The sequence below is a fragment of the Thalassolituus sp. genome (assembly GCF_034111725.1).
Classification (GTDB): domain Bacteria; phylum Pseudomonadota; class Gammaproteobacteria; order Pseudomonadales; family Oceanobacteraceae; genus Thalassolituus.
This window is the reverse complement of record NZ_JAWUWR010000044.1, coordinates 1-14,183: the sequence shown is the minus strand read 5'-3', so window position 1 is coordinate 14,183 and position 14,183 is coordinate 1. Positions and strand designations below refer to the sequence as shown.

The following is a 14,183-nucleotide window of genomic DNA, read 5'->3' as shown; positions in this document are numbered from 1 at the left end:
ATGTTGCTATGGCTTGGTGACTGGTTGGCGCAGTACCACTCGGGATTCGGTGTGGTTAATTATTTAACCTTACGCGCTATCTTTGGCGTGATTACCGCCTTGGGAGTGTCCTTGTTGTTAGGCCCGCTAGTTATTCGTAAATTACGCGAATATCAAATCGGCCAAGCAATTCGTGAAGTTGGTCCTAAATCGCATTTAAGTAAAGCAGGGACGCCAACCATGGGCGGCGTGCTCATTTTGCTTTCTATTGCCGTTTCGACACTGCTTTGGGGCGATCTTGAAAATCGTTTCGTTTGGGTCGTGCTTTTAGTCACTATTGTTTTTGGTGCTATCGGCTGGGTTGATGACTACCGCAAAGTGGTTGAGAAAAACTCTCGCGGATTACCGGGGCGTTGGAAATACTTTTGGCAGTCGGTTTTTGCGCTAATCGCTGCATTTTATCTGTACTACACCGCGCAAACGCCAGAAGAAACTCAGTTTGTTGTGCCTTTTATTAAGGATGTTATGCCGCAGTTGGGCGTGATGTTTATCGTACTGACTTATTTTGTTGTGGTTGGCTCCAGTAACGCAGTGAATTTAACCGATGGTCTTGATGGCTTGGCTATTATGCCGACGGTTATGGTGGGTGGTGCACTTGGCTTATGCGCTTATTTAGCGGGTAACGTTAATTTCGCTAACTACCTACATATCCCTTACATCCACGGCGCCGGTGAAGTCGCTGTTTTTTGTGGTGCTATTGTTGGTGCCGGTATTGGCTTTTTGTGGTTCAACACCTATCCAGCACAAGTATTTATGGGTGACGTTGGTTCATTAGCGCTAGGCGCTGCATTAGGCATTGTCGCGGTTATTATTCGCCAAGAAGTTGTTCTGTTTATTATGGGCGGCATTTTTGTAGCAGAAACTGTGTCCGTTATTTTGCAAGTGGCTTCGTTTAAAACCACTGGTAAGCGCATCTTCCGTATGGCGCCACTTCATCACCATTTCGAATTGAAAGGTTGGCCTGAACCGCGGGTCATTGTTCGTTTTTGGATCATCACCATTATTTTGGTGCTGTTCGGTTTAGCTACGTTAAAAATTCGCTAAGGAATAATTGTAATGTCTGTTCTGGCTAACGCTAACACTAAACGACTGATTGTAGGCCTTGGGCTTACTGGGTTGTCGTGCGCGCGTTTCTGTCAGAAAAACGGCTTGGCATTTGATTTGTGTGATACCCGTGAATCGTTGCCTAGCTTAGAAGACATTCGCCGAGAATTTCCCAATGCCAACATTATGTTGGGCGCGTTGCAGGGTAAGGTACTTGCCCAGTACCAAGCCTTATTGGTTAGTCCTGGTATTACCATTCAGCAAGAAGCCATTCAATTTGCACAACAGCAAGGTAGTTTGATCGCTGGTGATATCCAAGTATTTGCTGAAACATGTCAAAAGCCAGTAATGGCGATTACCGGGTCTAACGGTAAAAGTACAGTGACAACACTGGTTGCAGCATTACTGAATGCTGCTGGCGTTCGTGCAAGTGCTGGCGGCAATTTAGGTATTCCGGCATTGGACTTGTTGGCTAACGATGAGGCAACCGATGTTTATGTATTGGAACTTTCAAGCTTCCAGCTAGAAACCACTACCGACTTACAAGCACGTGTCGCGACGATTTTAAATATTTCACCTGATCACATGGATCGTTATGCCGGAATGGCAGATTACGAACGTGCTAAACAACGCATTTTCCAAGGTGCTCAATCCGTCGTAATTAATCGCGACGACGACCACACTCGACCACTACTTGAAGGTCGATTTAGCGCAGTAAGTTTTGGGCTAGAAGAGAGCAATAGTGACTTTGGTGTCGTGCAGCGCAGTGATGGTACTTGGTTAACTTATCAGGGTGAAATGATTGTACGTGCTGACGAGTTACATATTCGCGGTGAGCACAATGTCGCTAATGCTCTAGCTGCGTTGGCGTTAGTTTCTGTATTAGGCGTTCAGCCAGCAGCGGTTATTACGGCGCTCAAACAATTTCCTGGGTTAGCACATCGATGTCAGTGGGTTCGTAATATTAATGGCGTTGATTATTTTAACGATTCTAAGGGAACCAATGTTGGTTCTACAGTTGCTGCTTTAAAAGGTCTTGGTCGCACCATCAATGGTCGTATTTGGTTATTGGCTGGCGGCGAAGGAAAAGGTCAAGATTTCTCTGAGCTGGCTGAGTTTTGCCAAACCTACGTTGCTGAAGTATTGGCTTATGGCGCAGATGCAACTCGCATAGTTAATGGTGTTGATGACGCCTGCAAAACGTCCAAATGGCAGACCATTGACGACGCATTAAATTACGCGCGTCAGCATGCACACAAAAATGATGTAGTCTTGTTATCACCGGCTTGTGCAAGTTTTGATCAATTCAAAAACTACGTTGCGCGTGGTGAATATTTTGTCGCACAGGTGGAGGCATTAAAATGAGAATGCCTAACCTTAGCTGGCAAAATGAAACACAATTATTTTATCCGTGGTTGGCCATGCTGTTGCTTGGTTGGCTCATGGTGGCATCGGCTTCCACAGGCATTGCCGAATTCTACACCGGCAACCCTGCACATTTTGCAATTCGACATGCTTTCTATTTATTGCTGGGGATCGGTGTCACATTTTCTATCAGTCTGATTCCAATGGCGCGCTGGGCAAAGTTAGATGCCATTTTATTGGTCATTGGTTTTGTCGGATTGGTATTGGTTTTTGTTCCCGGTATTGGTCATGAAGTTAACGGCAGTCAGCGGTGGCTAAATCTTGGCATCATTAAAATCCAAGCTTCCGAAATCGCGAAATTGAGCGCCGTATTCTATATCTCTGGTTATCTAGTTCGTCGCCAAGGTGAAGTGCAAAGTCAGTGGTCTGGATTTATTAAACCGCTCGGCCTACTTGCCGTGATGGTTGCCTTGTTACTTATGGAACCTGACTTTGGCGCGGTTGTTGTGTTGATGGGCGCGGCAATGGTGCAATTGTTTTTAGGCGGGGTAAAAGCTGGGCAGTTCTTTCTACTACTTTTTGCCACCCTTATCGTTAGTAGTTTTGTGGTAACCGCTGAAACTTACCGCATGGAGCGCTTACTCGCCTACTTAGATCCTTGGGCGCCAGAGCATGTGTACGGCACTGGTTACCAGTTAACACAATCCCTAATCGCCTTTGGTCGTGGAGAGTGGTTCGGTATTGGTTTAGGGGAAAGTATTCAAAAACTCTTCTATTTACCAGAAGCGCATACCGACTTTGTATTTGCAATTTGGGCGGAAGAAACTGGTTTATTCGGCGGTGCTATTGCGTTGTTAGGTTTAGCGTTAGTGATTGGATTAATTTGGCGTGTCGCTTGGGCAGCACAGAAAAGAGGCCAAATGTACGCTGCTTATATCGCGATTGGTATTGCCTCATTACTCGGGTTACAGGTGGTTATTAATCTGGGTGTTAATACCGGTTTGTTACCAACTAAGGGTTTAACACTGCCATTTTTCAGTTACGGCGGTAGTAGCTTAATGATGTGCTGCGCCATGATTGGCATCGTGATGCGTATTGATTATGAGTCACGTCAAAATCCAGAAAATAGCGATAATTCAGGAGGCGATCATGAGTAATACTGTATTGATGATGGCCGGTGGCACTGGTGGACATGTATTCCCTGCACTTGCGGTTGCGCGCGAATTGGGTGAGCAAGGCTTCAATGTGGAATGGTTAGGTACTGCAGCAGGAATCGAAGCAGACCTAGTACCAGCCAATAATATTATTTTGCATACCATTGATATTGCTGGTCTGCGTGGCAAGGGCAAATTAGGATTGTTAAAAGCGCCTTTACGAATTATCAAAGCCGTGAATGCCGCGCGTAAAGTGCTGAAAGAAGTAAAACCATTAGCAGTTGTCGGCTTAGGTGGATATGCAACTGGCCCCGGTGGCGTCGCTGCGTATCTATCTGGTATACCACTGTTAATACATGAGCAAAATGCAAAAGCAGGGATGACTAACCGCTTGTTAGCACGAATTGCCGATTGCGTTATGCAGGCATTTCCGGGTGCGTTAGATAATGCGCTGACTACGGGGAATCCTGTTCGCCGAGAAGTTATTGAAATACCAGCGCCAGAGAAACGAGAAGTACATAACGGTAATATTCGAGTTTTAGTTGTAGGTGGTAGTTTAGGCGCTGTTGCTCTCAACCAAACTGTCTTGGCCGCAATGCAATTACTACCGATTGAAGAGCGTCCGCAATTACGCCATCAAGCCGGTAAACGTAATATTGAACTTGTTCAGCAAGAATATAAAGCCGCGCGCGTCGCTGCTGAAGTCACCGCATTTATTGACGATATGGCAGCGGCTTATACGTGGGCAGATTTGATTATTTGTCGTGCTGGAGCGTTAACGGTTTCCGAAATTGCGGCAGCGGGTTGCGCAGCGATTTTTGTTCCGTATCCCCATGCCGTCGATGATCATCAAACTGCTAATGCACAGTATTTGCAATTGGCCGGTGCTGCACTTATTCGCCAACAATCAGAATTAAGTCCTGAGTGGCTAGCGCAGCAATGGCAGCAACTCAATTCCGACCGCGAACTCATGCGTGAGATGGCGATTCAGGCCAGAAAATTAGCTGTAACCGACGCCACTGATCAAGTGGTTAATCAGATTAAGAGGTTTGCCCGTGAGCAATAAGTCGCCATCAAGCTTGGTGAGCATGATTCCAGAAATGCGCCGTGTTCGCGTCATCCATTTTGTTGGAATTGGCGGTGCTGGTATGTGTGGTATTGCCGAGGTATTGCTGAACCAAGGATATCAAATCACCGGTTCAGATTTAAAAGCGTCCAGTGTAACGGAGCGTTTGGTACAGCTCGGCGCTAAAGTCATAATTGGACATGATGCTGACAATGTTAAAAATGCGGACGTCCTTGTTGTATCGACGGCTATTGATGCAAGCAATCCTGAAATTAATGCGGCATTAGAATTACGCATTCCTGTAGTACGGCGTGCTGAAATGTTGGCCGAATTGATGCGCTTCCGCCATGGTATTGCAGTTGCAGGTACTCACGGAAAAACGACGACAACTAGCTTAGTTACATCGATTTTAGCAGAAGCGGATTTAGATCCAACATTTGTGATTGGCGGTAAATTAAATAGTGCCGGCACAAATGCACGTATGGGGCAAAGTCGTTATCTCGTTGCTGAGGCAGATGAAAGTGACGCGAGTTTTCTACACCTTCAACCAATGGTTTCGATTGTTACGAATATCGATGCGGATCACATGTCCACATACGGTGGCGATTTCGAGCAACTAAAAAATACCTTTGTTGAATTTTTGCACAACTTACCGTTTTACGGTTTAGCCGTAGTCTGCGTAGACGACGAAAACGTCCGCAGTATTTTGCCGCGAATCAGTCGTCAATTTGTGACTTACGGCTTCGACGACGGTGCCGACTATCGTGCTACTGAATTATGTCAGGACGGTTTATTTACCTCGTTTGTTGTGCAGCGTCCGGGAGATCGAGATCCGTTAGAAATTCGTATGCGTATGCCAGGAAAGCACAATGTACTGAATGCTCTGGCAGCAATTGCTGTTGCTGATGACGAAGGCGTTGCCGATAACGCGATTGTCGTTGCGTTAGAAAAATTTGCCGGTGTCGGCCGTCGATTCCAAGTTTGCGGAGAATTTCCTTTCGCTGATGGTGATGTGATGTTGGTGGATGATTATGGTCATCACCCGCGTGAACTTGAAGTGACGTTAGACGCAATTCGTAAAGGATTTCCGGATCGTCGTTTAGTCATGATTTTCCAACCTCATCGTTACAGTCGCACGCGTGATTTATACGAAGATTTCGTACGCGTATTAGCCGATGCCGATGTCTTGCTGTTAATGGATGTTTATCCTGCAGGTGAAAAGCCGATTGCTGGTGCGGATGGCCGTTCGCTATGCGGAAGTATTCGTCAGCGTGGTCCTGTTGATCCAATTTTTATCGAACGGGATGAATCGCTAGAGCTGCCTCTAAAGCGTGTATTAAAGCCCGGCGATTTATTGTTAACCCAAGGCGCTGGAGATATCGGCGGTTTGGCGATTACTTTAACCGACCAATTACCGTTATGGCTTAAAGAGGTGGAGGCGTGAAGGTGCAAGATCTAGGAAAAATCGTCGTTCTTATGGGCGGAACATCAGCAGAGCGTGAAGTCTCATTAAAAAGTGGTGGTGAAGTTTATCGCACTTTAGTTGAAGCAGGAGCGAATGTTGAAGCGGTTGATATTCAGGATCATGCGATTCACCAATTAACTGATATTGAATTCGATGTTGCTTTTATCGCGTTGCATGGTCGCGGTGGCGAAGATGGCACTATTCAAGGTGTTTTAGAGTGGATGAATAAACCTTACACCGGTAGTGGTGTTATGGCATCTGCATTAGCAATGGATAAATGGCGTACCAAAATGATTTGGATGGCCGCAGGGTTGCCGACTCCTCCGGCTTTTTTGCTTAGCCAATATTGCGACTGGGATGAAATTTCTAAGCAGTTGGATGGTAATGCCATTGTAAAACCAGCGCGTGAAGGTTCAAGTATTGGCATGCGTCGAGTTCACAACGCCGATGATTTAAAAGCCAGTTACGAATTCGCGTGTCAGTACGATGGCATGGTGTTAGCAGAGCGTTGGGTGCAGGGCAAAGAATTTACGGTAGCGATTGTCGATGGTGAGGCATTACCTGTCATTCAACTTAAAACCAGTCATGAGTTTTACGATTACGACGCTAAATACCAAGCCAATGATACCCAGTATTTATTGCCTTGCGGATTGGCATCGGATCAAGAAGAGTTGTTACAAAATATTGCTTTAAAAGCATTCGATGTTCTCGGCGGGCAGGGCTGGGGACGAATCGATGTGATGCAAGATGAAGCAGGTCAGTTCTGGCTGCTAGAGGCCAATACTAGCCCCGGCATGCCGGACCATAGCTTAGTGCCAATGGCGGCGCGAGCACACGGCATGAGTTTTACCGATTTGGTTACGCGCTTATTGCAAGAAGCGAAGCTCCGTCATGGCGGCTAAGCCACGTAAGCTGAAAAAAGAGCCGCGTCGTGGGGCAACACCTTTGGTCGAAAAGCCTACGCGTGAATTTCGCTGGCCGACCATCGCGATCAAAATTCATTGGGCTTGGTTGGTTACCCCGATTGTGTTGGTTCTAGGCTTTTATGCAGCACAATGGATGATGGTTCGGTGGCCGATTACCGGCATTGAAGTAGAAGGACGTTTATCGGTATGGACACCGAAAAAAATTACTGAAAAAGTACTTTGGGTAAAAGACCAAGGTTTTTTCACCGCGGACTTGCAAACGGTTCATGATGTAGTATCTGAGCTGCCATTATTAACCAATGTTGTTATACGAAAAAAATGGCCAGGCACAATAGTTATTAGCGCATATGAAGATGTCGCGATGGCGGCTTGGAATAACGATAAGTTATTAAGTATTAATGGCAGTTTAATGGCGATTCCAGAAGGTTTTAATGCCGATAATTTGGCAAAGATAAAGAGCAATGCAGAATATACCGAAATTGCTGTTCGCGGATTTCGTAAAGTGCAACAAATGTTATCGGATATGGGTGTGACAGTGACTGAATTGACTATATCTGATACTGGCTCTGTCGATATTGTTTTATCAAATAATTGGCAGGTTGCATTTGGGCGTCGACACTTTGAGGAACGAGTACGTCGTCTGCATCGATTATTACAAAAGTTGCCTAATCAAAATGTGGCAATGGTTGATTTACGTTATGGCAAAGGCGCCGCTATTGGCTGGCAGTCTCTGCAGGAGAAAGGATGATGAGTCAGGTACCACAAAAGCGCATGTTGGTTGGCCTAGATATCGGCACTTCAAAAATTGTAGCTATCGTTGGTGAAGTTGATGCCGACGGCAATATCGAAGTCGTTGGTTTAGGTAGCAGCCCTAGTCGCGGACTGAAAAAAGGCGTAGTGGTAAATATTGAATCGACCGTGCATTCAATTCGTCGCGCGGTGGAAGAAGCAGAATTAATGGCAGGATGTACTATCCATTCAGTGTATGCTGGAATTGCGGGTAGCCATATTCATTCGATGAATTCAAACGGCATTGTTGCAGTGCGCGACCGCGAGGTGACAGCGACCGATATTGAACGGGTTATTGATGCTGCGCAGGCGGTTGCAATTCCACAAGATCAGAGCATTTTGCACGTTTTACCGCAGGAATACGTGGTTGATAACCAAGAAGGGATTAAAGAACCAGTAGGAATGTCGGGTGTTCGTCTTGAGGTGAAAGTGCATTTAGTCACTGGCTCTGTCAATGCAATTCAAAATATTGAGCGTTGTGTACAGCGCTGTAATCTAGAGACAGACGATATTATTTTAGAGCAACTTGCGTCTAGCTATGCTGTATTAACAGACGACGAAAGAGAGCTCGGTGTTTGCATGGTGGATATCGGTGGCGGTACGACGGATATTGCAATTTTTACTGATGGCTCGATTCGTCATACGGCGGTTATTCCAATTGCTGGTGATCAAGTAACGAATGACATTGCGATGGCATTACGTACACCAACTCAGCATGCTGAAAAAATTAAAATGAAATACGCATGCGCACTTACGCAATTAGCTAAAGCAGATGAAACAATCAAGGTTCCAAGTGTTGGTGAACGGCCTCCACGAGATTTATCTCGACAAGCGTTAGCGGAAGTTGTTGAGCCTCGTTACGACGAATTATTTACGCTTATTCAAGCGGAGTTGCGTCGTAGCGGATTTGAAGATTTAGTAGCTGCTGGAATCGTATTAACAGGCGGTACTGCAAAAATGGAAGGTGTGGTCGAATTGGCGGAAGAAATATTCCATATGCCGGTTCGTTTAGCTAAACCATATGGCGTTACTGGACTGTCCGATATAGTTAATAATCCTATTTATTCAACCGCTGTTGGGCTGCTTTTGTTTGCTGCAAAACAACAAAACAATAAAACATTTACAAACCGATCGGATGATGAACAAAAAAGTGTATTTTTGCGCATAAAAGATTGGATAAAAGTCAATTTTTAATATTAAATATTAAACGCACGGCATAGGAGATAATGCGATGTCTCATACAAGAGAAGGTGATATGTTCGAACTGGCTGATGATTTACAACAAAATGCTGTTATTAAGGTAATCGGCGTTGGCGGCGGCGGTGGTAATGCGGTTCAACACATGGTGGCTGGAAACATCGAAGGCGTAGAATTTATTTGCGCTAATACCGATGCTCAGGCATTGCGAAACGTGGGAGCACGTTCTGTTATCCAATTGGGTAATGGTCTAACAAAAGGATTGGGTGCTGGTGCAAATCCAGAAGTCGGTCGTGAGGCTGCTCTGGAGGATCGTGAACGCATTGCGGAAGCGATTAAAGGCGCCGATATGATTTTTATTACTGCCGGTATGGGTGGTGGTACAGGAACAGGTGGTGCGCCGGTCGTTGCAGAAGTTGCTCGCGAGATGGGTATTCTTACTGTTGCTGTCGTTACTAAGCCTTTCCCGTTCGAAGGTAAAAAACGTATGGCAATCGCTAATCAAGGTTTGGCTCTATTATCTGAGCACGTTGATTCTTTGATTACGATTCCCAATGAAAAACTGTTATCCGTTTTAGGTAAGGGCACGTCATTGTTAGACGCCTTTAGAGAAGCGAATAATGTGCTTCAAGGTGCAGTGCAAGGTATTGCCGATTTAATTACCCGTCCGGGTATGATTAACGTCGACTTTGCAGACGTGCGCACAGTTATGTCTGAAATGGGTCAGGCGATGATGGGTACTGGTGTAGCGACTGGTGAAAACCGCGCTCGCGAAGCTGCAGAAAAAGCCATCGGTAGCCCATTATTGGAAGATGTAGATTTACGCGGTGCTCGCGGTATTCTTGTTAACGTAACGGCCGGGTTTGATTTGTCACTGGGTGAGTTCAGTGAAGTTGGTGCTGTTATTGAAGAATTTGCTTCAGAAAATGCCACGGTAGTGGTTGGTACTGTAATTGATCCTGAAATGTCGGATGAATTGCGAGTAACCGTGGTTGCTACTGGTTTAGGTCAACAACAAAAAGTCGTTGAGGAACCAAAGCCAACTAAAGTGGTCGATAATACGGTATCAGCTCGTAATGCCGATGGTAGTACTGATTATCGTCAGCTCGAGCGCCCAACGATTAGTCGCCAAGCAGGTAACACTGCTAAGCAAATAGACGTGAGCAGTCGCCCGGATATGGATTATTTAGATATCCCAGCATTTTTGCGTCGTCAGGCTGATTAACAGCATGTAACAAACGCGCGGTAGCGTGTCTGAGAAATGCTGTTATAATGCGCGACTAAATTTGTATGAAATTTGCTCAATAATGGCAGGAATGTCCGATGATTCGACAGAGAACGCTTAACAACACAATCCGCGCTACCGGCGTTGGTTTGCACTCGGGTGAGAAGGTTTACCTGACGCTGAAACCTGCTCCTGTTAACAGCGGCATTGTGTTCCGTCGTACCGACTTAGATCCAGTGGTCGATATTCCGGCTAATGCGTTGCAAGTAGGTGAAACAACGCTATCAACGACTTTGGTTAAAGACCATGCGCGTGTTGATACCGTTGAGCACTTGTTGTCTGCGATGGCAGGTTTGGGCATTGATAACGCTATTGTTGAGTTGAGTGCGCAAGAAGTACCAATTATGGACGGCAGTTCCGGTCCATTTGTCTTTTTGCTGCAGTCAGCGGGCATTGCAGAGCAAGATGCGCCCAAGCGGTTTATCCGTATCAAGCGCAAAATTGAAGTTCGTGAGGGCGATAAAGTCGCATCTTTCGTACCTTACAATGGTTTCAAAGTCAGTTTTGAGATCGACTTCGACCACCCAGTATTTAAGCAGAGTATCCAGAAGGCCAGTCTGGATTTCTCCTCAACGTCTTATGTGAAAGAAGTCAGCCGTGCGCGCACATTTGGCTTCACCAAAGATCTTGAGTATATGCGCTCAAAGAACTTGGCTCTGGGCGGTAGCGTGAAAAACGCTATTGTGGTGGATGATTATCGTGTTCTTAACGAAGACGGTTTGCGCTATGACGATGAATTCGTTAAGCACAAAATTTTGGATGCCGTAGGCGATTTGTACTTGTTAGGTCATAGCCTAATTGGTGAGTTTGTCGGTCATAAATCAGGTCATGGTCTGAATAACCGATTGCTACGTGAGTTGCTGCAGCATGAAGATGCATGGGAATTTGTGGAGTTTGCTGAAGAAGCAGCCCCGATTACGTACATGCGTCCAGCAGCTGGTTAACGTATTGAAACATAATCAAATTTGAGTATCCTGAGACAAAGGCCATAATTCCGTTATGGCCTTTGTCGTATTTAGAGTTGTAAAGGCCGAACAGCGATTATTCAACGCAGCGGATAGTAGTAGAAAGAAGTTACTTATGAATATTATCATCGTCGGCCGTAGACATGGTGAATCCCGGACTTACAGGCTGGGTTCATCAGCGAAGAACGTGATTATGGGCATCCTATTTGCCCTGCCGTTTGCTATGGGCGCGGCTGGCTATTGGTTGGCCGAACGCTTGACTGACGAAGGCGTTTTGGATCTCAATGCAGCCCGTGCTTGGGAGCGCGACTTAGACGAACAGCGTCAAGAGCTTCAAGAGATACGTAAACAGACCGATCAGGAGTTAGAAGCTCTTACGGTACGTTTAGCAGAAATGCAGGGCAAGTTGCTTCGTCTAGATGCTTTAGGCGAGAGGCTAGTTGATGTGGCAGATTTGCAAAGCGATGAATTCGATTTTTCTATCGAACCTGCCATGGGTGGCCCGGCCACTTCTCTAGGGCAAGCTTATCAAGCACCAGAAATTGGTCAGGTGTTAGATGAGTTAGCCGAACGCATTGACAGCCGCGAACAACAGTTAGAAGTCCTCGATGACCTTATGGCGGCGAATAAATTTAGTAACGATATCTTTGTTGCCGGTAGTCCTATTACAAAAGGCTGGATGTCCTCTCGTTACGGGCAACGTACTGATCCTTTTAATGGTTCGCTAGCATGGCATGCCGGTGTCGACTTTGCCGGTAAGTTAGGCGGAGATATTGTCGCTGTAGCATCTGGTGTGGTTACTTGGGCCGATGATAGATACGGCTATGGCAACATGGTTGAAGTTAACCATGGTAACGGGTACAAGACTCGTTATGCTCATTGCAAAGAATTAAAAGTCGCCGTTGGCGATGTTGTACGTAAGGGCGATATCGTTGCTCTTATGGGTAGTACCGGTCGCTCGACTGGGCCGCACGTTCACTTCGAAGTATACAAAAATGGTCGCACAGTTGACCCCGCAGCGTATATCCATCGTAAGCCTCGTTAAACTTTCCTGCTCAATACGCTTGTCATCATTCTGGGTTATAAGTAGCCTTTAGCACTTTGCCCAGCGCACCTATTTGTATTACGGACAACTTAAACCTCATGATCGGTAATTTATTTCGTAAAATCTTCGGCAGTAAGAACGGCCGTGAACTAAAACGTATGGGCAAGCTTGTTGCTCGTATTAATGAGTTTGAAGTAAGCTTGGAGTCGTTGACTGACGACCAGCTCAAGGCAAAATCAGCCGAGTTCCGCGAGCAGCTAGCGGCAGGTAAGAAGCTCGATGATCTATTGCCAGAATCGTTTGCCGTGTGTCGCGAGGCTAGTAAGCGCGTCATGAAAATGCGTCATTTTGATGTGCAAATGATCGGTGGCATCACTTTGCATGAAGGGCGCATAGCGGAAATGCGTACTGGTGAAGGTAAAACTTTAGTTGGAACTTTACCTACCTATCTAAACGCCTTAACCGGTAAAAGGGTTCATGTTGTCACCGTGAACGACTACTTGGCGCGTCGTGATGCTGAGTGGATGCGTCCTTTGTATGAATTCCTTGGTTTATCGGTTGGTATTGTAGTACCGGGGCAAAACTCTCAAGAAAAGCGCGAGCAATATAAAGCCGATATTGTATACGGCACGAATAACGAATTTGGTTTCGATTATTTGCGCGATAACATGGCGTTTTCTATCGAAGATAAAGCCCAGCGTGAACTCTATTTCGCTATTGTCGATGAGGTGGATTCAATCCTTATCGATGAAGCACGTACACCGCTTATTATTTCTGGTGCAGCGGAAGATAGCTCAGAAATGTATCGTCGCATTAACAAGCTGATCCCTCAGTTGAAACAGGGCAAAGCGGCGGATGAAGGCAAAGAGAAAGAACAGACGGTCGACGGCCATTTCTTTGTCGACGAGAAGCAACGCACGATTGAACTTACCGAAGAAGGTCACGAGTTCATCGAAGACCTGCTAACCAGCGAAGGTATTCTTGAAGAAGGCCAGAGTTTATACGCAGCTACTAACTTAGGTTTGTTGCATCATGTGTCAGCGGCATTAAAAGCACATTCTATTTATCAAAAGAACGTCGACTATATTGTTCAAAACAGCCAGATCGTTATTGTTGACGAACATACAGGTCGTACTATGCCTGGTCGTCGCTGGAGCGAAGGTCTGCATCAAGCGATCGAAGCGAAAGAAGGTGTGACCATTCAGGCAGAAAGCCAGACATTGGCTTCAACCACTTTCCAGAACTACTTCCGATTGTATGAAAAGCTCTCTGGTATGACAGGTACAGCGGATACAGAAGCGTTCGAGTTTCATCAAATCTACGGCTTAGACGTTGTTGTTATCCCTACCAACAAAGAAGTTAAGCGTATTGATTACAACGATGTGATCTACGCGACGCGTAAAGAGAAATACGATGCCGTTGTTGAAGAAATTCGTGAAGTAGTTGCGCAAAACCGTCCTGTTCTCGTTGGTACAGCGTCGATTGATTCTTCTGAGTACATCTCGGGCGTACTGAAAAAAGCGAAGTTGCCGCATAACGTGTTGAACGCAAAAGAAAACGCGCGTGAAGCTCAGATTATTGCTGAAGCTGGTCGTCCTGGGACAGTGACTATTGCTACCAATATGGCCGGTCGTGGCACCGACATTATGCTTGGTGGTAACTGGGAATCTGAAGTTGCCGCTATAGCAAATCCGACAGATGTTCAGATTGCCGATATTAAAGCGGCATGGCAAAAACGCCATGATGCAATTTTAGAAGCCGGCGGTTTGCACATCATAGGTACAGAGCGCCATGAGTCTCGTCGTATCGATAACCAATTACGGGGTCGTGCAGGTCGTCAAGG

General features: G+C 46.0%; 12 protein-coding genes. All 12 read left to right on the top strand.

All coding sequences use genetic code 11. The features are described 5' to 3' along the window. Entirely contained in the window at positions 1-1,083 is a 1,083-nt protein-coding gene (gene mraY, locus UXZ23_RS06750; protein WP_277288936.1) for a phospho-N-acetylmuramoyl-pentapeptide-transferase, read from the top strand. 12 nt (positions 1,084-1,095) lie between these two features. Then, on the top strand, positions 1,096-2,448 hold the full coding sequence (gene murD, locus UXZ23_RS06745) for a UDP-N-acetylmuramoyl-L-alanine--D-glutamate ligase (RefSeq protein WP_320819854.1): 1,353 nt from the start codon (positions 1,096-1,098) through the stop codon (positions 2,446-2,448). Continuing rightward, complete coding sequence (gene ftsW / locus UXZ23_RS06740; protein WP_320819853.1) at positions 2,445-3,605, top strand: putative lipid II flippase FtsW; 1,161 nt, start codon at positions 2,445-2,447, stop codon at positions 3,603-3,605. The genes murD and ftsW overlap by 4 nt, the downstream gene beginning before the upstream one ends. Further along, positions 3,598-4,668, top strand: a complete 1,071-nt coding sequence (murG, locus tag UXZ23_RS06735; RefSeq protein ID WP_320819852.1) for an undecaprenyldiphospho-muramoylpentapeptide beta-N-acetylglucosaminyltransferase — start codon at positions 3,598-3,600, stop codon at positions 4,666-4,668. The genes ftsW and murG overlap by 8 nt, the downstream gene beginning before the upstream one ends. A gap of 22 nt (positions 4,669-4,690) precedes the next feature. Then, positions 4,691-6,112 (top strand): UDP-N-acetylmuramate--L-alanine ligase, encoded by a 1,422-nt coding sequence (murC, locus tag UXZ23_RS06730; protein ID WP_320819880.1) that lies wholly within the window; start codon positions 4,691-4,693, stop codon positions 6,110-6,112. A 2-nt stretch (positions 6,113-6,114) separates the two neighbouring features. After that, positions 6,115-7,035, top strand: coding sequence for a D-alanine--D-alanine ligase (locus tag UXZ23_RS06725; protein ID WP_320819879.1), 921 nt, complete (start codon positions 6,115-6,117; stop codon positions 7,033-7,035). Then, positions 7,025-7,807, top strand: coding sequence for a cell division protein FtsQ/DivIB (locus tag UXZ23_RS06720; protein ID WP_320819851.1), 783 nt, complete (start codon positions 7,025-7,027; stop codon positions 7,805-7,807). Before UXZ23_RS06725 ends, UXZ23_RS06720 begins: the two co-directional genes overlap by 11 nt. Further along, positions 7,807-9,042, top strand: coding sequence for a cell division protein FtsA (gene ftsA / locus UXZ23_RS06715; RefSeq protein ID WP_320819878.1), 1,236 nt, complete (start codon positions 7,807-7,809; stop codon positions 9,040-9,042). Before UXZ23_RS06720 ends, ftsA begins: the two co-directional genes overlap by 1 nt. Before the next feature lie 61 nt (positions 9,043-9,103). Next, on the top strand, positions 9,104-10,270 hold the full coding sequence (ftsZ, locus tag UXZ23_RS06710; protein ID WP_320819877.1) for a cell division protein FtsZ: 1,167 nt from the start codon (positions 9,104-9,106) through the stop codon (positions 10,268-10,270). Between the two features lie 98 nt (positions 10,271-10,368). Next, positions 10,369-11,274, top strand: coding sequence for a UDP-3-O-acyl-N-acetylglucosamine deacetylase (gene lpxC / locus UXZ23_RS06705; protein WP_015485983.1), 906 nt, complete (start codon positions 10,369-10,371; stop codon positions 11,272-11,274). A gap of 136 nt (positions 11,275-11,410) precedes the next feature. Further along, positions 11,411-12,340: a M23 family metallopeptidase gene (locus UXZ23_RS06700; protein WP_320819850.1), complete on the top strand. Its 930-nt coding sequence runs from the start codon at positions 11,411-11,413 to the stop codon at positions 12,338-12,340. 98 nt (positions 12,341-12,438) lie between these two features. After that, positions 12,439-14,183 (top strand): preprotein translocase subunit SecA (gene secA, locus UXZ23_RS06695; protein WP_320819849.1); only part of this gene is annotated, 1,745 nt, incomplete at its 3' end.

Coding starts and splice junctions, on each gene's coding strand:
- lpxC (WP_015485983.1), top strand. CDS start 10,369: ATGATTCGACAGAGAACGCTTAACAACACAATCCGCGCTACCGGCGTT.
- ftsA (WP_320819878.1), top strand. CDS start 7,807: ATGAGTCAGGTACCACAAAAGCGCATGTTGGTTGGCCTAGATATCGGC.
- murC (WP_320819880.1), top strand. CDS start 4,691: ATGATTCCAGAAATGCGCCGTGTTCGCGTCATCCATTTTGTTGGAATT.
- ftsZ (WP_320819877.1), top strand. CDS start 9,104: ATGTTCGAACTGGCTGATGATTTACAACAAAATGCTGTTATTAAGGTA.
- UXZ23_RS06720 (WP_320819851.1), top strand. CDS start 7,025: ATGGCGGCTAAGCCACGTAAGCTGAAAAAAGAGCCGCGTCGTGGGGCA.
- ftsW (WP_320819853.1), top strand. CDS start 2,445: ATGAGAATGCCTAACCTTAGCTGGCAAAATGAAACACAATTATTTTAT.
- mraY (WP_277288936.1), top strand. CDS start 1: ATGTTGCTATGGCTTGGTGACTGGTTGGCGCAGTACCACTCGGGATTC.
- murG (WP_320819852.1), top strand. CDS start 3,598: ATGAGTAATACTGTATTGATGATGGCCGGTGGCACTGGTGGACATGTA.
- UXZ23_RS06700 (WP_320819850.1), top strand. CDS start 11,411: ATGAATATTATCATCGTCGGCCGTAGACATGGTGAATCCCGGACTTAC.
- murD (WP_320819854.1), top strand. CDS start 1,096: ATGTCTGTTCTGGCTAACGCTAACACTAAACGACTGATTGTAGGCCTT.